This window comes from Micromonospora sp. NPDC005215, from assembly GCF_040607915.1.
Taxonomy (GTDB): Bacteria; Actinomycetota; Actinomycetes; order Mycobacteriales; family Micromonosporaceae; genus Micromonospora.
Window position 1 is genome coordinate 57,106 of record NZ_JBEXHQ010000037.1, and the last position, 16,417, is coordinate 73,522.

At 71.7% G+C, this 16,417-nt stretch carries 16 protein-coding genes; 6 read left to right on the top strand and 10 right to left on the bottom strand.

The annotated features are described in order from the left end of the window. Positions 1-70 precede the first annotated feature (70 nt). Positions 71-1,213, bottom strand: a complete 1,143-nt coding sequence (locus ABZU25_RS24720) for an acyl-CoA dehydrogenase family protein (RefSeq protein WP_355031734.1) — start codon at positions 1,211-1,213, stop codon at positions 71-73. Continuing rightward, positions 1,210-2,319 carry a Xaa-Pro peptidase family protein gene (locus tag ABZU25_RS24725; protein ID WP_355031735.1) on the bottom strand — a complete coding sequence of 370 codons (1,110 nt, stop codon included), beginning with the start codon at positions 2,317-2,319 and terminating at the stop codon, positions 1,210-1,212. Before ABZU25_RS24725 ends, ABZU25_RS24720 begins: the two co-directional genes overlap by 4 nt. Positions 2,320-2,520: 201 nt before the next feature. On the opposite strand from ABZU25_RS24725, the gene ABZU25_RS24730 reads away from it, so the two are divergent. Further along, a complete protein-coding gene (locus ABZU25_RS24730; RefSeq protein WP_355031736.1) occupies positions 2,521-3,888 on the top strand; it encodes a glycosyl hydrolase family 18 protein in 1,368 nt (455 codons plus the stop codon). Positions 3,889-3,925: 37 nt separating this feature from the next. On the opposite strand, the gene ABZU25_RS24735 is transcribed toward ABZU25_RS24730, so the two are convergent. The 5 genes from ABZU25_RS24735 to ABZU25_RS24755 form a co-directional block, all read right to left on the bottom strand. Beyond that, positions 3,926-4,813, bottom strand: a complete 888-nt coding sequence (locus ABZU25_RS24735; RefSeq protein ID WP_355031737.1) for a winged helix-turn-helix transcriptional regulator — start codon at positions 4,811-4,813, stop codon at positions 3,926-3,928. 261 nt (positions 4,814-5,074) lie between these two features. Continuing rightward, entirely contained in the window at positions 5,075-5,725 is a 651-nt protein-coding gene (locus ABZU25_RS24740; RefSeq protein ID WP_355031738.1) for a hypothetical protein, read from the bottom strand. 14 nt (positions 5,726-5,739) lie between these two features. Continuing rightward, the gene (locus ABZU25_RS24745; protein WP_355031739.1) at positions 5,740-6,630 is read right to left on the bottom strand and encodes a WXG100 family type VII secretion target; all 891 of its coding nucleotides are present in this window, start codon (positions 6,628-6,630) and stop codon (positions 5,740-5,742) included. Next, the gene (locus ABZU25_RS24750; RefSeq protein ID WP_355031740.1) at positions 6,627-6,953 is read right to left on the bottom strand and encodes a type VII secretion target; all 327 of its coding nucleotides are present in this window, start codon (positions 6,951-6,953) and stop codon (positions 6,627-6,629) included. Before ABZU25_RS24750 ends, ABZU25_RS24745 begins: the two co-directional genes overlap by 4 nt. Further along, complete coding sequence (locus ABZU25_RS24755; RefSeq protein WP_355031741.1) at positions 6,950-7,366, bottom strand: YbaB/EbfC family nucleoid-associated protein; 417 nt, start codon at positions 7,364-7,366, stop codon at positions 6,950-6,952. The genes ABZU25_RS24750 and ABZU25_RS24755 overlap by 4 nt, the downstream gene beginning before the upstream one ends. Positions 7,367-7,557: 191 nt before the next feature. On the opposite strand from ABZU25_RS24755, the gene ABZU25_RS24760 reads away from it, so the two are divergent. Both ABZU25_RS24760 and ABZU25_RS24765 read left to right on the top strand, forming a co-directional pair. Continuing rightward, complete coding sequence (locus tag ABZU25_RS24760; RefSeq protein ID WP_355031742.1) at positions 7,558-7,785, top strand: hypothetical protein; 228 nt, start codon at positions 7,558-7,560, stop codon at positions 7,783-7,785. Between the two features lie 58 nt (positions 7,786-7,843). After that, positions 7,844-8,770, top strand: coding sequence for a 5'-3' exonuclease (locus ABZU25_RS24765; RefSeq protein ID WP_355031743.1), 927 nt, complete (start codon positions 7,844-7,846; stop codon positions 8,768-8,770). Positions 8,771-8,816: 46 nt separating this feature from the next. Here ABZU25_RS24765 and ABZU25_RS24770 read toward each other — a convergent pair whose 3' ends face one another. Further along, a complete protein-coding gene (locus ABZU25_RS24770; protein ID WP_355031744.1) occupies positions 8,817-9,533 on the bottom strand; it encodes an isocitrate lyase/phosphoenolpyruvate mutase family protein in 717 nt (238 codons plus the stop codon). 285 nt (positions 9,534-9,818) lie between these two features. Beyond that, positions 9,819-10,109 (bottom strand): GNAT family N-acetyltransferase, encoded by a 291-nt coding sequence (locus ABZU25_RS24775; protein ID WP_355031745.1) that lies wholly within the window; start codon positions 10,107-10,109, stop codon positions 9,819-9,821. A 139-nt stretch (positions 10,110-10,248) separates the two neighbouring features. On the opposite strand from ABZU25_RS24775, the gene ABZU25_RS24780 reads away from it, so the two are divergent. From ABZU25_RS24780 to ABZU25_RS24790, 3 genes are all read left to right on the top strand, one after another. Next, the gene (locus tag ABZU25_RS24780) at positions 10,249-10,944 is read left to right on the top strand and encodes a DUF1223 domain-containing protein (RefSeq protein WP_355031746.1); all 696 of its coding nucleotides are present in this window, start codon (positions 10,249-10,251) and stop codon (positions 10,942-10,944) included. 40 nt (positions 10,945-10,984) lie between these two features. Beyond that, positions 10,985-11,359, top strand: coding sequence for an MmcQ/YjbR family DNA-binding protein (locus tag ABZU25_RS24785; RefSeq protein WP_355031747.1), 375 nt, complete (start codon positions 10,985-10,987; stop codon positions 11,357-11,359). A gap of 156 nt (positions 11,360-11,515) precedes the next feature. Further along, positions 11,516-14,458 (top strand): glycosyl hydrolase, encoded by a 2,943-nt coding sequence (locus tag ABZU25_RS24790; protein WP_355031748.1) that lies wholly within the window; start codon positions 11,516-11,518, stop codon positions 14,456-14,458. A gap of 91 nt (positions 14,459-14,549) precedes the next feature. Here the strand turns inward: ABZU25_RS24790 and ABZU25_RS24795 are convergent, their stop codons facing one another. Continuing rightward, the gene (locus tag ABZU25_RS24795; protein WP_355031759.1) at positions 14,550-15,932 is read right to left on the bottom strand and encodes an endo-1,4-beta-xylanase; all 1,383 of its coding nucleotides are present in this window, start codon (positions 15,930-15,932) and stop codon (positions 14,550-14,552) included. Positions 15,933-16,417: the final 485 nt, after the last annotated feature.

Genomic DNA, 16,417 nt, shown 5'->3' on the forward strand with positions numbered 1-16,417 from the left:
CGACGAGGTACCCGCCGGAGCGGCCTCGGTGGATCCACCGCAGCCGCCCCGGCACCGCTCATCGCCCTGCTCAGCCCCTCGCCAGCGCCCGGGAGATCACCATCCGTTGGATCTGGTTGGTGCCCTCCACGATCTGCAACACCTTGGCCTCGCGCATGTACCGCTCCACCGGATGATCGGCCACGTAGCCGGCGCCGCCGAGCACCTGCACCGCGTCGGTGGTCACCCGCATCGCCATGTCGGTGGCGAAGAGCTTCGCCTTGGCCGCCTCGATCGCGTACGGGCGGCCGGCGTCGCGCAGCCGGGCCGCGGCGAGGGTCAACGCGCGGGCGGCGGAAATCTGGGTGGCCGCGTCCGCGAGGAGGAAACCGAGCCCCTGGAAGTCGATGATGGACCGGCCGAACTGCTGCCGCTCCCGGGCGTAGGACACCGCGTAGTCCAGAGCCGCCTGGGCCAGCCCGACCGCGCAGGCCGCGATGCCCAGGCGACCCGAGTCCAGTGCGGACATGGCGATGGTGAAGCCGACACCCTCGTCACCGATCAGCCGGTCCACCGGCACCCGCGCCTCGTCGAAGGCGATCTGCGCCACCGGGGAGGCGCGCAACCCCATCGTCCGCTCGGCCGCCTGCGGGTTGATGCCGACAGTGCCCGCGTCGGCGAGCAGGCAGGAGATCCCCTTCGGCCCGGGCCCTCCGGTACGGCAGAAGATGTTGTAGAAGTCGGCGGTCCCCGCGTGGGTGATCCACGCCTTGGTGCCGGACACCAGGTACGCGTCCCCGTCGCGAACCGCCCGGGTGCTCAACGCCGCCGCGTCCGAGCCACCCTGCGGCTCGGAGAGGCAGTACGCGCCAAGCAGTTCGCCGCCGATCATGTCCGGCAGCAGCTTGCGCTGCTCGTCGGTGCCGAACGCGAACACCGGGTAGCAGGACAGGGTGTGCACGCTGACCGCCTCGGCGACCGCGAGCCAGCGGCTGGCCAGGATCTCCAGCACCTGCAGGTACACCTCGTAGGGCTGGGCCGCGCCGCCGTACTCCTCGGGGTAGGGCAGGCCGAGCAGGCCGGCTCGGCCGAGGATCCGGAGCACGCCGCGGGGGAATTCGGCGCGCTCCTCGAAGGCGGCGGCTTTCGGCGCGAGCTCACGATCGGCGAGCTCGGTGGCGAGACCCAGCAGGTCGTGGGCCTCGTCGGTGGGGAGGATCCGGTCGACAGTCATAGCGCGATGAGCTCCGTGGGGGTGGTGTTGAGCCGTTGCACGCCGTCTGTGGTGCAGACGACGATGTCCTCGATGCGGGCGCCGTGTCGGCCCGCCAGGTAGACGCCCGGTTCGATGGAGAACACCATCCCGGCCTCGATCGGGCGGTCGTTGCCGGCCACCAGGTAGGGCTCCTCGTGACCGTCGAGACCGATGCCGTGGCCGGTGCGGTGCAGGAACGCGGCACCGTAGCCGGCGGCGGCGATCGGGTCCCGGGCCGCGGCGTCGGCCGCCGTCGCGGTGACCCCGGGCCGCACCGCGGCGACCGCGGCGCGCTGGGCGTCGTGCAGCACCGCGTAGTAGTCCAGGAAGTCCGCCGGCGCCGGCCCGCCCACCACGTAGGTGCGAGTGCAGTCCGAGCGGTAACCCGAGGCCATCGTGCCGCCGATGTCGACCACCACGGGCTCTCCGACGCCGATCGGCCGGTCCGAGGTGCCGTGGTGCGGGCTGGCGCCGTTCGGTCCGGCCGCCACGATGACGAAGTCGACCCGGACGTGTCCGGCGGCCCGGATCGCCGCGGCGATGTCGGTGGCGACCTCGGCCTCGGTGCGCCCGGGGCGTAGCCACCGCCCCATCCGCAGGTGCACCTCGTCGATCGCCGCGCCGGCCTCGGCGAGCGCCGCCACCTCCGCCGGGGACTTGCGGACGCGCAACGCGCCCAGCACCTCCCCGGCGAGGCGTTGCGCGGCGCCGGGGAGGGCGGCGCGCAACGCGAGGACCTGCTCGGCCCACATCCGGTCGGCCAGCCCGACCGCCGTGACCGGGCCGTCGAGGGCGGCGACGACAAGGGGGTACGGGTCGGAGCCGTCGACGTGGTCGACGATGCGGACGCCGGTGGCCGGTGCCGCCTCCGCCGCCGGGCGTTCCAGTCTGGGCACGATGAGGGTCGGCTCCCCCTCGGCGGGCAGCACCAGGCAGGTCAGCCGCTCCCCCGCGTGGGCGTCGTACCCGGTCAGGTACCGCAGGTCGGAGCCGGGAGTGAGCAGCAGGGCGTCCAGCCCGGCAGCGGCGGTGGCGCGCTGCGCGGCGATCAGCCGATCCGGCGGGTACAGCTCGTCGAGTCCCACACCACCAGCTTAACGGTCGTTTGGGTAAACCCCCATATTGCTGCCGGTACCGGGGAAATCCACAGATGTTGATTGACGGGCACAGTTAACACTCTTTAAGATTTGGCTGCCTCGAGGCCCACCCGTTCCTGCGTCCCGCACCACCCGCCCGCGACAACCCGCGCGGGCGGGTGTCGTCCCCCGCCCACGGGAAGGCCCCCGATGTCCTCACCACTGCGCCGCGCCCTCGCCGCCGGCCTCCTCGCGCTGGCGACCGCCGGCGCCACCCTCACCGTCACGTCCACCGCCGCGCAGGCCGTGGTGCTGCCGAACAACTTCAAGAGCGTCGGCTACATGCCATCCTGGGCCGGCAACATCAACACCATCCAGTACAACAAGCTCACCCACATCAACTACGCCTTCATCCTGCCCAACAGCGACGGCAGCCTGCAGGGGGTCGACGGAGGTCGACTCTCCTCGCTGGTCTCGCAGGGACACGCCAACAACGTCAAGGTCTCGATCGCGGTCGGCGGCTGGAACGACGGCAACGACTCGGCCTTCGAAGCCCTGGCCGCGAACTCCGGCAGCCGGACCACCTTCGTCAACAACCTTGTCAACTTCGTCAACCAGTACAACCTCGACGGCGTCGACATGGACTGGGAGTACCCCGACCCCGGTGCCTCGGCCAACAACTACACGGCACTCATGACGCAGCTCGGCAGCGCCATGCACAGCCGCGGCAAGCTGCTCACCGCCGCCGTGGTCTCCGAGGGCGGCAGCGTGCAGGGCGTGCAGACCGCGGTCTTCAACCAGGTCGACTGGCTCAACATCATGGCGTACGACGGCGGCAGCCCACACGCCAACTACGACTGGTCGATCAACAGCATCAACCTGTGGAAGGCGCGCGGCCTGCCGGCCAGCAAGGCGGTGCTCGGCATCCCGTTCTACAGCCGCCCGGTCTACTACAACTACTCGTACCTCGTTGGTCTGGACCCGGCGAACGCCAACCGGGACTGCGCCAACGTCGGCGGGTCGCAGCAGTGCTGGAACGGCATCCCGACGGTCAAGCGCAAGACGCAGTGGGCGTTGGCCAACGCCGGCGGCGTGATGAACTGGGAGCTGAGCCAGGACACCAGCGGCTCGACCTCACTGCTCAGCGCCATGTACGACACCATCATGGGCGGCACCACCCCACCGCCGACCGGTCGCACCGGGCAGATCACCGGCCTCGGCGGCAAGTGCGTCGACGTCGCCGCGGCCAGCACCGCCAACGGCGCCGCCATCCAGCTCTACGCCTGCAACGGCACCACCGCCCAGACCTGGACGGTGGCCAGCGACAGCACGCTGCGCGCCCTCGGCAAGTGCGCCGACATCGCCAGCGGTTCCACCGCCAACGGCGCGAAGGTCCAGCTCTGGGAGTGCAACGGCAGCGGCGCCCAGGTGTGGCAGGCGCAGTCCAACGGCACGTTGCGCAACCCGCAGTCGAACAAGTGCCTGGACGTTACGGGCAACAGCTCCGCCGACGGCACCCGGTTGCAGATCTGGGACTGCTTCGCCGGCGCCAACCAGCGCTGGACGCTCCCCGCCTGACCGAACGACCCGCGCGGTCCCCGGTCGACGCCCAACGTCAGCCGGGGACCGCCGCGTGCTCGCGGGCCAGGGTGAGCATCTCCTGCACCGAGCCGGCCGGGTCGGTGACCGGGAACTGCACGGCGCGTACCACCGCCGTCGGATCGACAAGCAGCGTCAGCCGCTTGAACCGGGCCTCACCGCCGGCCCGGAAAACCGGCAGCAGCAGCCCCGCCGCCAACCGGCCATCCTGGTCGGACAGCACCGGAAACGGCAGCTCGGCGTACGCGGCGAAGTCGGCGAGCTGGTCCGGACGCTGGGTGCTGATCCCGTGCACCCGCACCCCGGCGGTCTGGAAGTCGGGGTGCCGCCTGGCGTACGTGGTCGACTCCAGGGTGCAACCCCGGGCACCGGGGATCTGCGCCCAGCCCGGCGGGTAGCCGGGTGTTCCCGGCGCGTAGGCCCCGGGGAAGAAGTAGAGGACCGCCCAGGTGTCCATCGTGGCGAGCGCGACCGGCCGCCCGTCGGGGCCGGGCAGGACGACCTCGGGCAGTCGTCGCCCGACCAGGTGGTGTGCCCGGCGCGCCTCGGCGGAGTCGGCGTCGGCCGTCGCGGTCAGGTCACCGTCACCCATCACGTGCCTCGTTCCCCAGTCCTGCAGGGCGATCAGCACTGGCAGCAGCCCTTCGCCCCGTCCGGTCAGCACATAGTCGTACCGGGGTGGGTGTCGCGAGTAGGGCCGGCGTTTTAGCACGCCGTGCTCGACCAGGGCGGCGAGGCGTTCGGTAAGCGCCCGCCGGCTGACGCCCAGCTCACGTTGCAGCGCGTCGAAGCGGGTCGTCCCGCCGGCGACGTCGCGCACGATGAGGAACGTCCACCAGTCCCCCAGCACGCCGAGCGCCTGCGCGATGCCGCAGTCCGCATCGGCGAGATCCTCTCGCCGCACCCGCTACCTCCCTCGGTCCCCGTCCGACTATAGTGCGTTCCAGTTTGAGACGCACTGGTTCGACGAACGGGGGCCGACGACACGCGCGTCGACGATCGAGCCAGACGATCTGGCGCTGGTGGCCTCACCGACGACGACCGGGACGACGACCCGCGTCCGGTCGCGTCGCCCGGCACCGTCGTCGGGCGGTGAGGTCACCGCCCGACGAGACGCTCCCGCCGCGCGGCACGCGGCAGCGGGAAGCAGTGAATGATCGACGGATCACCCGGCGCGGGACGACGCCATCCGCAGCGCGGTCGCGGCGTCCGGCGGGCCGAGCACGATCCAGGAGCCGTCGGCGAAGAGCAGCGCGAGCCGCCCGATGGTGCCACCGGGCAGCGCGTCGATGCGGACCAGCGACTCCACGCCCACCTGCCAGGCCATCTCCAGTGGCCGGTCGCGGTCCGCCGGGCCGGGCCCGTCCCAGGCCGCCCGCACCTGCCGAGCCGCCGCCGAGAGGCGATCCCGGAGACCACCGCCGGCGGGCGGCTCCACGCTGGCCGGCCGACCGCTCTGCCGGCGGAGCACCAGCACCCGGCGGTCTGTCAGCGCCAGCACCTGGGCGATCCTGGGCTCGGGCAGCTGCTCGTCCAGCCCGACCCCCACCGAACCCGGTGGACCGCCGAGCACCCCGTTGCGGGCCGCCTGATACCACTCCACCCCCGGCCCGGTGGAGGCGGTCACCCCGGCGGCATCCCAGGCCAGCCCCTCCGCCACCCGCAGCGGGTTCAACTCGGCACGGAGCACCTCCCCCGCCGAACGGCGGCCCGGGACGCGGGTGAACCAACACGCCTCCCGCAGCACCTCGCCGGGGGGCAACTGGGCCTCCACCTGACCGAGCAGCTCCGCTCGGCGCGCTGCCGGCTCGTCCATCGACCCTCCCCGCGTCACGGCGCCCGGTCGGCTGCCGGGTCCGTCCAGGAACTCACCGTACGCCGCCAGCGGCTGCCGTCGCCGTCGTCACCACGGCGCTGATCCTCGTACTCGTCCGCAGAGGAGTTGATGACCAGGTCACCGACCGACTCCAACCCCTCGCCGACGATCGACCCGTCCAGCGGGGTGGCGAGCTTGATGCCCACCTTGAGCCAGTGCTTCGGGCCGTACAGCTTGTTGATGGTCCAGGCGGCGATCTTGCCGACGGTGCCCAGCGCCTTCAGGGCCTCCATCATGGCCTTGTACGCCTCCAGCGCCCGGTGCAGCTGCGCCAGGATCCGGGTGGCCCGGCTGACCGCGATGCCGGTCTCGGCCGCCGAGGCCACGGCGGCGGCCGCCTCGGACGCACCGGCGGTGATGATCGCCAGTGCCTGGGCAGCGAGCCAGGTGATCACCAGCCACTCGACCAGCTCCCGGATGATGGTCCGGATGATCTCCTCGCAGTCGCGCAGGTCCATTGCGGTGTCGCCGAGGCTGTCGGCAGTCCGGGCCATCTCCCCGGCCGCCGTCTCCAGCCCCTCCACCAGCGCGGCGATCCGCCGGGCGTACGCCTCAGCCGCCTGGCCGTTCCACTCCGGACGCAGCGCGTCCAGGCCCTGCCGCTCCTGCTCGGCGACCTGCCGCAGCTGGGTGGCGGCGGTGCGCCAGGCACCGGCGTGCGCGTCGAGCTGGTCGGGGTCGCCGACGCAGAGCTCCAGTAGTTGCAGCAGCGGCCAGACGAACGGGTAGAGCAGCGTGTCCAATCCGGTGTTGAGCGCCTCGGAGGCGGGCCCGGTGACCTGGTTCCAGGTGTCCCGGACCTGCTGGTAGCCCTTCGCGACGTCGACGGCGTCCGGCTGGGTCATGACCCCTCCCGGTACTGGCTCGCCAGGTGGTCGGCGTTGCCCGAGTCGGTGTGCTCGTACGCCTCGGCGTTGGCGCGCAACCCGTCGGCCAGGTCGTGCAGGTGCTGGACGAGCGCTTCCAGCGAGGTCACCTCGTCGGTCACCCAACCGCGGTAGCCGGCATCCAGGCCGGCCAGCTGCCCGATCACGCCGAAGAGGTTGCCCTGGGCGGTGGCCGACTCGACGGCACGGGCGGTCGACTCGGCGGTCCCGGCCGCGGCCTCCTGACCAGTGGCCGCCGCGCGCAGCGCCGCCGGCTGCACGGTGAAGCCGTCGCCGCTCACCGACGCCGACCGAACTGCTCGTCGGCGGAGTCGAGCCGCTCCTCGGCCTCCCGGAACCGGCCCTGGTCGAGCGCCCGGTCGACCATCGACCGCACGTCAACCGCCCCGCCCGTGGCCGGGCCGACCAGCTCCTGGACCGCCTCGGCCTGCCGCCGCCCGGCCTCGGCCGCGGCCTCCCGCTGGGTCGCCACGATGCGCTCCGCCAACTCCTCCGGCCCCAGCCGCAACGCGGAGGCGCTCAGCGTGAGCCGGACCGGCATCCCCCCGGGTGCCACCACCGCCACGACGCCGTCCGAGGATCGCGCCTCGCCGTACAGCCGCTCGGGGTCGTCGCCGAGTTCGGCCAGCCCCGCGAACCGCTCACGAGTGTCCGCCACCAGGCGTCCGAACCAGGCCCGGGTCTCGTCACTCACACTCACCGTCGCCCCCCGTCACAGTCGTACGAGCGACGAGCGTACCGATGCTCGTTCAACCTGGCTGCCCCGTCGCCGGGGCGCGGCCCGGGTCGTCCGCGCGCACAGTGGTTTTCCCGTTCGAACGGCGGACGGGGCCATAGCCTGGATCCGGGGATGCCCGCGCGGGCATCCCCGGCCGGGAGGATCACGTGGCAACGAACGAGGAGGACCGGGCGGCGACCCGCCGACGCCGCCAACTGTGGGCGGGGGTGCTCGCGCTCGTCGGCCTGGTCCTGCTGATCATCGGTGTCACAGTGGCCGACGGCGTCGCGGCCTGGGTCGAGGTGCTTGTCGCGATCCTGCTGCTGGTGACCAGTTACGTCGTGCAGCACCTGGCCCGGCGGGCGACCGTCTACCGGCACGACGAGCGGCGCTGACACCGCCGACGGCCGGGCGTACCCCGGATCGTCGGAGGCTTGTGCCAGGCTGTCCGGCGTGGCACACCGACCCCCGATCCTGCTGATCGACTCAGCCAGCCTCTACTTCCGGGCCTACTTCGGCATCCCGGAGTCCGCCGCCCGCACCGAGGACGGCACCCCGGTCAACGCGGTCCGCGGCTTCCTCGACATGCTCGCCACCCTCATCCGCGGGCGCGGCGCCGACCGGATGATCTGCGCTCTGGACTACGACTGGCGGCCCGCGTGGCGGGTCGATCTGTTGCCGTCGTACAAGGCGCACCGGGTGGCCCCGCAGGGCGGCGAGATCGTCCCGGACACCCTGTCCCCGCAGGTGCCGATGATCCTGGAGGTGCTGGCCGCGGTCGGCATCACCGCTGTCGGCGCGACCGGCTACGAGGCCGACGACGTGCTCGGCACGCTCTCGGTCACCCAGCCGGGTCCGGTCGAGGTGGTCTCCGGCGACCGGGACCTGTTCCAGCTCATCGACGACGCCCGGTCGGTCCGGTTGCTCTACGTGGGGCGCGGCGTCGCCAAGCTCGACGACTGCGACGACGCCGCGGTGCGGGCCCGCTACGGCGTGCCGGCCGACCGGTACGCCGACTTCGCCGCGCTGCGCGGCGACCCCAGCGACGGGCTGCCCGGCGTGGCGGGCGTCGGCGAGAAGACCGCCGCCCGGCTCATCGAGCGTTACGGCAGCGTCGCCGGCATCCTGGCCGCGCTCGACGACTCCGACTCGTCCTTCGCACCGGGTCTGCGCACCAAGCTGGCCGCGGCACGCGACTACCTGGGCGTCGCGCCGACGGTGGTCCGGGTCGCGCTGGACGTGCCGCTGCCGGAGCTGCCCACCGCGCTGCCGACAGCGCCGGTCGACCCGGACCGGCTGCTCGACCTCGCCGGCCGATGGAACCTGGCCGGCTCCACCCGCCGCCTGGTGGACGCCCTCGCCGCCCGCGCCGACGCCTGACCGCCGGCGCGGCTGTGCCTGGCCGGCGGTGGCGCGGCGGCCGGCCTCAGGCGCGCAGCCCCGCCGCCAGGTCGCCGATCGCCCCCATCGCGTAGCGCTGCATGCCCGGGCCGAAGGTGATGCGGGTCGCGCCCCGCCGACCCAGCTCGGCCACGGACTCGCGGTCCGGGCCGGCGGCCATGTTGATCGGCCCGGCGATGCCATCGCGCAGCACCGGCAGCACCTCCAGTGGGGCCAGGATCGGGTAGACGCAGTCCGCGCCGGCCGCCACGTACAGGCGGGCGCGTTCCACCGCGTCGGCCGGGTCACCCGCGCCGACCAGGAACGTGTCGACGCGCGCGTTGATGACGAGCGCGTCGCCCGCCTCCGCCCGCACCTCGGCCAGCCAGTCCGCGTGCCGCTGCGGGTCCTTGAGGGTGGCGTGCCCCTCCGAGTCCTCCAGGTTGCAGCCGACGACGCCCGCCTCCAGCAGCCGTCCGACCAACTCGGCGGGGGCGAGACCGTAACCGCCCTCGACGTCGGCGGACACCGGAACGGAGACGGCCCGGACGATCCGCGCCACCGCCGCGAACATCTCGTCCGGCGGCGTCGCGCCATCCTCGTAACCGAGCGACGCGGCGACCCCGGCGCTCGGGGTCGCGAGCGCCGGGAAACCGGCGTCGGCGAGCACCCGGGCGCTGGCCGCGTCCCAGGGCCCGGGTAGGACGAGTGGATCGCCCGCGGCGCGGTCGTGGTGCAGGGCACGGAAGGTGGCGGCTGTCATCGTTGAGGTCTCCCGACGGGTTGAAGGGGCGGAGGTCAGGCGGTGTACCCGCCGTTGGAGTCAAGCACGGCACCGGTGATGTGGGAGGCCGCGGGGCTGGCCAGGAAGGCGATGGCCGCAGCGGTCTCGGCGCGCAGCAGAGATCGGCGCGCAGCAGGGACTCGTGTTCGTGGGGCGGACGGGGCTGGACATCGACACCCTGACCGCGACCGCCCGCACCCTCGCCGCCAAGCTCCTGCCGGACGCCTGAACCGCTCGACGCGGCGGTGTCGGGGAAGGGCCCGCCTACTTGATCTTGCGGGTGGACCGGACCACGATGCTCTCGTACTCCGGGTGTTTGACCAGCCAGTCGGCGAGGAACGGGCAGATCGGCACGACGGTCCGCTTCTTGGCCCGCGCGTCGTCCATCACCGCGCGCGCCAGCATCGACCCGACGCCCCGGCCCTCGAACGCCGGATCGACCTCGGTGTGGGTGTAGGCGATGATCGAGCCGGTCAGCTGGTAGGTGACGAACCCGGCGACCACACCCGCCTCGTCGTGCGCCTCGAAACGCTCCCGCTCTGGCGCGTCTGTCACTGTGAACTCCACCTGACCATCCAACCATCCGACCCGCCCGCGCTGACCGCGAGGCCAGCAGGGAAGCGCCGCACGCGCATTCTCTCGGCGGTAACGGGAACCCAACGCCGCCGCGCCCCGTGGGAGGAGAGACGCCACAATGACGAATCCAGCGACCGACGGCGGCTTCGCCGTCGTGGAGATGTTCACGTCCCAGGGCTGCAACAGCTGTCTGCCCGCGGAGGAGTTGCTCAGCGAACTCGAACGCGACGCACGCGTTCGGGGGCAGAACGTCTTCGCCCTCGGCTTCCACGTCGACTACTGGGACGATCTGGGGTGGCCCGACCAGTTCGCCGACCCGGCGTACACGGCGCGGCAGGAGGCGTACGCCCGCGCGTTCGGCTCCGAGGGTCTGTACACCCCGCAGATGGTCGTCAACGGCACCGTGGAGTTCGTCGGTTCCGACCGTCGGCGAGCGGCCGGTGCGATCATGTCCGCCATGTCGTCGACCGCCACCGCACCACTCACCCTGTCCATGGCAGACGGGGGCGGCCACCGGGTGCTGCTCGACTACCGGGTCGAACACCCGCCGGCGGGCGCGGTGGTGAACGTGGCGATCGTGGAGCGGGGCCTGGACAGCGAGATCGCCCGGGGCGAGAACGCCGGGCGGACGCTTCGGCAGGACAACGTCGTACGCGCCTACGCGTCGGTGGGCCTGGACGCCGAGCGGGGTCAGGTGCAGCTGGTGACACCACCCGATCTCGATCCGCGCAACGCCGCGGTGGTCGGTTACGTTCAGGAAAACGGCAACCGGGCGATCGTCGGCGCCACCGCCATCGAGCTGTCCACGGCGTAACCTCGGCGCATGCGGATGGGGCGCGGTGTGAGGGGCCACGGTGGTTGACGCGGAGGACGTACGCCGGGTGGCGCTGACCCTGCCGCACACGGTGGAGGTCGCCAGTGACGGCTTCGACTTCCGGGTGGCCGACAAGGGCTTCGTCTGGTCCTACCCGGAGCGGATACCGGGCAAGCCGCGGGTGATCCGGCTCGACATCGCGGTGCTGTTCGTCGGCGACGAGGCTGAGAAGCAGGCTCTCCTGCTCGGGGAGCCCGACCTCTTCTTCACCACGCCCGGCTACGAGGGCCTGCCCCTGGTGCTGGTGCGCCTGGCGGCGGTCGATCTCGATCGGCTGCGCGAGCTGGTGACCGACGCGTGGCGGATGCGCGCGCCGGACGCGCTGCTGTGCGACCGTGAGGGCGCCGGCAAATAGCGACATCCGCACGCAACGGGTTTGACACATTGACGGGGATCTCGGTGCTCCACTACCGTGGCCCGAGAGAGCGCTCTCTCACCTGACCTTCCCCCCAATTCAGACGCACGCGTCGGACCCGGCACGGGCCGCACCCCGGCGCGCGATGGAGGCACCATGCAACCTCCCGTCCCCCACCGCCGCTGGGCCCTGGCCGCCGCGACCGCCCTGGCCCTGGTCGTCGGCGGTCTCGCGATCCCCGTCACCCGCGCCGCCGAGGCCGCACCTGTCGGCGCCGGCAGCTATACCACCACCCCGGTCGGCCCGCTGCCCAGTGGCTGCGGCGCGATGTCCAGCAACCCCCGGCAGTTCGCCACCGCCAACGCGCCCGCCGGGCCGATACCCACAAACGACTGGTGGTCCTCCCTGCTGTGGAAGCGCACCGACTGCTCCTTCAGCGAACCGCTGCACGCCCACCCGATCTCGTACGACACGTTCACCGACGGCCTGGGTTTCTCCGCCAACTCCACACCCGCCATCAGCGGCACCGCGACCGGCGTCGGTGAGTACCACTACCCCTACGTGCAGGACATCCGGGTCGGCGTGGCCGGGCTCGGCGCACCCCAGGTCAAGGTGGACGGCTGGACCGACTGGACGGTCAGCCCGCACTGGAGCGACGGCACGCGCACCATGCGCGCCACCATCGGCCACGGGCTGCCGTTCGCGTACTTCCAGACCACCGGCGGAGACGCGGTGATCGGCACCGCCGGCACCCCCGACGTGTGGTCCACCACCGGCGCCACCATCGGCTTCCGGGTCAACGGCCACGACTACGTCGGGTACGCGCCCAGCGGCGCCACCTGGACCGTCGCCGGCGGCCGGATCTCGTCCACCCTCGCCGGCCGGGGCTACTTCTCCGTCGCCCTGCTGCCGCCGACGTCCAGCGCGACGGAGCGCGCCGAGCTGGCCGCGACCTACGGCCGGTACGCGCACGCCCACGTGACAGGCACCCAGGTGTCGTACGCGTACAACCCGGCGAACAGCGGCCTGACCACCACGTACGCGTTCACCACGACCGCCCGGGAGGGCTCCGCCACGCAGACCGTGGTCAGCCTCTACCCGCACCAGTGGAAGTCGCTGAGCGGGTCCACCACCATCACCCCGACCTATCCGTCGGCGCGCGGCCGGATGCGGGTGCTCACCGGCGTCAACCAGTTCCGCACCGCCATGAAGTTCCAGGGCGTGCTGCCGGAGTTGCCGGCCGTCGGCGACGGCAGCGGAAGCGACCTGGCCACCCTCACCGGTCAACTGGCCGCCGCCCGCGCCAACCCGATGGACCAGCGCGGCAACGACACCTACTGGACCGGCAAGGGGCTCGGCCGGGCCGCCCGCATCGCCGAGATCGCCGACCTGGTAAACGACACCGCGACGCGCGACAGCGCGCTGAACGCCATCCGCAGCACGCTCACCGACTGGTTCACCGCGTCCAGCGGCAAGACCAGCCGGGTCTTCTACTACGACAACAACTGGGGCACCCTGATCGGCTACCCGGCGTCGTACGGCTCCGACCAGGAACTCAACGACCACCACTTCCACTACGGCTACTTCATCGCCGCCGCCGCCACGCTTGCCAAGTTCGACCCGACGTGGGCCACCGCCAGCCGCTACGGCGGCATGGTGGACCTGCTGATCCGCGACGCCAACAACTACCAGCGCGGCGACACCCGTTTCCCCTACCTGCGTGACTTCGACATCTACGCCGGCCACGACTGGGCGTCCGGGCACGGCTCGTTCGGCTCCGGCAACAACCAGGAGTCCTCGTCCGAGGGGATGAACTTCGCCAACGCCCTCATCCAGTGGGGGCAGGTCACCGGCGACGCCGCCGTCCGTGACGCCGGTGTCTTCCTCTACACGACGCAGGCCGCCGCCATCCAGGAATACTGGTTCGACGCCAGCGACCAGAACTTCCCCGCCGCCTTCGGGCACTCCACTGTCGGCATGGTCTGGGGCGACGGCGGCGCGTACGCCACCTGGTTCAGCGGCGAACCGGAGATGATCCAGGGCATCAACCTGCTGCCGGTCACCGGCGGACACCTCTACCTGGGCAACAACCCGGCGTACGTGCGGACCAACTACGCCGAACTGGTCCGCAACAACGGCGGGCAACCGACGGTGTGGCAGGACATTCTCTGGCAGTTCCAGGCCCTCGGCGACCCCGACGCGGCGCTGGCGAACCTCCGCGCGAACCCCGGCTACACCCCGGAGGAGGGCGAGAGCCGGGCACACACCTTCCACTGGATCCGCAACCTCGCGGCGCTGGGCACCGTCGACACCACGGTGACCGGCAACCACCCACTGTCGGCGGTGTTCTCGCGCAACGGGGCGCGCACCTACGTGGCATCGAACCCGACCGCCGCGCCGATCACTGTGACGTTCTCCAACGGCACCAGCCTCACCGTGGCAGCGGGCCGGACGGCAACCACCGGGGCGTACACCTGGAGTGGTGGCAACGCGTCCGGCGGCGTACCGCCGGGGTCGACGCCGACGACCAACCCACCGACGACGGCGCCGCCCACGACGGCGCCGCCCACGACAGCGCCACCGACGACGGCGCCGCCCACGACGCCGCCACCGACGACCACCCCGCCGACGACGGGCGGTCCCACCCGGTACCTGCTGCCCGGGGGCGGGTTGGGCGCCGCCGGCAACGCGGCCACGACGACGGTCTCGGCCGCCAACGGCAACCACGACGGTACGCCCACCAACCCGCAGGTCTTCACGGCGACCGGCCTGAACCTCGCCTACTCCGGCGGGCAGACCGCGTTCGACCTGTTCGTGGATGCGGGGGCGGCGGTCGGTAACGGTGTGCAGGTGCGGATCTCCTACGACCTCACCGGCAACGGCAGTTGGGAACGGGTGGAGACCTCGCGCTACTTCGCCACCGACCCGGTTGCCGGCTACGAGCACTACAGCCAGAGCGCCGGCCTGGCCTCGGCCACCGGCACGTTGGGCGCGCTGAGCAACGGCACGGTACGGGTGGAGGTCTGGTCGGCGATCGGCAACAACCCCAGCACCGTGGGCATCGGCAACCAGTCGGTGCTGCGGCTGCCGTACTCCTGATCGACCCGCACGTGGCGACCGGCCGGTGTGCGGGACCAGGATCGGTCCCCCACACCGGCCGGCGTAAAGCGGGTCAGTCAGGCATTCCTGGTCAGGAGGCGGCGCAGGTGGGCGTCAGGCCAGCCCCGCTACCGGTGCCCTGGAAGCCGAACTCGGTGACCTGGCCGGCGCCGAGCCGGCCGTTGTACTCCACGTTGGTGAACCGCACAGTGCCGGTGGCGCCACTGGCCGTGGCACTCCAGGTGTTGGTGACGCTAGCGCCACTGGGCAGCGTCACGCTGACGTTCCACCCGCTCGTGCCGCCGGAGCCGGCGGTGACCTTGACGGTGGCCACGAAACCACCGGTCCACGAGTTCAGTGACACCGACGCCGAGCAACCACCCGGCGGAGGCGTCGTGGGCGGAGGGGTCGTGGGCGGAGGGGTCGTGGGCGGAGGGGTCGTGGGCGGAGGGGTCGTGGGCGGAGGCGTGGTGGGCGGCGGGGTCGTGGGGGCAGGCGTCGTCGGCCCAGGGGTCGTCGGCGACGGGGTGATGCCCGGGCCGGCGTTGAGGGCGTTCAGAACGTTGGTGTACGCCGCCTTCTTGTTGCCGCTGCAGTCGAAGAGCAGGGCGTTGTCGGACCCGCGCCACGAGTCACAGTCACGCACGCCCCACACCGTGATACCGGTGCAGCGCGAGACGTTCATGCACGCGCGGGTGACCGAGCCGAAGATGCTGGCCTGGTTGCCGCCGCCCATCACGTCCAGCTCGGTGATCTGCACGTCCACGCCGAGATCGGCGAAACGCTGCAGATTGGCCTGGTAGTCACTGGCAAGCGACGTGCCCAGGTGCGACTGGAAACCCACACAGTCGATCGGCACACCACGGGACTTGAAGTCCCGCACCATGTTGTAGATCCCTGTCGACTTCGCGTTCACGCCATCGGTGTTGTAGTCGTTGTAACACAACTTCGCACCGGGATCCGCCGCCCGCGCCGCCCGGAACGCCGCCTCGATCCAGTCGTTACCGGTGCGCTGCAGGTTCGAGTCACGCCGCCCACCGCCGCCACCGTCGGCGAACGCCTCGTTCACCACGTCCCACGCGTAGATCTTGCCCCGGAAGTGGGTCGCGACCTGCGTGACATGGTTGATCGCCGCGCTGCGCAACGCGCTACCGGACATGTTCTGCGCCCAACCCGGCTGCTGCTGGTGCCACAACAGCGCATGGCCCCGCACACTCATGCCGTTGGCCTGCGCGTGACTGACCAGCCGATCACCACCGGTGTAACTGAACCGGCCCTGCTGCGACTCGGTCGCGTCCCACTTCATCTCGTTCTCGGCCACGACACTGTTGAACTCGCGGTTCAGGACTGTCACATACGTGTTGTCGGAGAGCTTGTTCGTCGCGACGGCGGCACCGAAGTAACGGCCCTTCTCGGCCGCCGACGCCCTCAGGGTCGTGCCGGCACTGGCCGTGGAGGTCAGCGTCATCGTCATTCCGGCGGCGAGTGCGCCGGTGGCTGCGACGGTCACCGCCAATCGCAGGACTCTCTTGTGATTCATGCGAATTCCTTGTCTGTGGTGGTTCGGTGATGGAGGTGCAGCGCCCGAATCTGCTCCTGCGAAGTCGGCGACATCGACACGGCGATGTCGACGCCGATGCCAGTCCAGCCGCGGGATCGGTCCGCAGTGGCCGGACCATGACGAGCGGAAGCACAGTCGCCGTCACGGCACCGGTGGTGGGAGACCCCGACGCGACGTCCGGCATGCCCTGGGCGGACGTCACGCTCCGAGGTGCGACCAGCAGGCTCGCCCGGTGAACCACAGGTGCGGCCGCCCTCAACCATCGACTGTGAGCGATAACATGCCGTTCGTCAAGTCGTAACGAATCGCGCTGCGGACGGGTTGCTCCGAAGCGTGGCGCTGCCGGAGCCGTCCGCGGACGGCTCCGTGGCCTTGACGCAACGCGGGTAGTCATTGCG

What these genes read in the sequence shown, in the direction of transcription:
- ABZU25_RS24780 (WP_355031746.1), top strand. Translation starts at nt 10,249, where the DNA reads ATGACGAATCCAGCGACCGACGGCGGCTTCGCCGTCGTGGAGATGTTC.
- ABZU25_RS24730 (WP_355031736.1), top strand. Translation starts at nt 2,521, where the DNA reads ATGTCCTCACCACTGCGCCGCGCCCTCGCCGCCGGCCTCCTCGCGCTG.
- ABZU25_RS24720 (WP_355031734.1), bottom strand. Translation starts at nt 1,213, where the DNA reads ATGACTGTCGACCGGATCCTCCCCACCGACGAGGCCCACGACCTGCTG.
- ABZU25_RS24770 (WP_355031744.1), bottom strand. Translation starts at nt 9,533, where the DNA reads ATGACAGCCGCCACCTTCCGTGCCCTGCACCACGACCGCGCCGCGGGC.
- ABZU25_RS24790 (WP_355031748.1), top strand. Translation starts at nt 11,516, where the DNA reads ATGCAACCTCCCGTCCCCCACCGCCGCTGGGCCCTGGCCGCCGCGACC.
- ABZU25_RS24795 (WP_355031759.1), bottom strand. Translation starts at nt 15,932, where the DNA reads ATGACGATGACGCTGACCTCCACGGCCAGTGCCGGCACGACCCTGAGG.
- ABZU25_RS24740 (WP_355031738.1), bottom strand. Translation starts at nt 5,725, where the DNA reads ATGGACGAGCCGGCAGCGCGCCGAGCGGAGCTGCTCGGTCAGGTGGAG.
- ABZU25_RS24745 (WP_355031739.1), bottom strand. Translation starts at nt 6,630, where the DNA reads ATGACCCAGCCGGACGCCGTCGACGTCGCGAAGGGCTACCAGCAGGTC.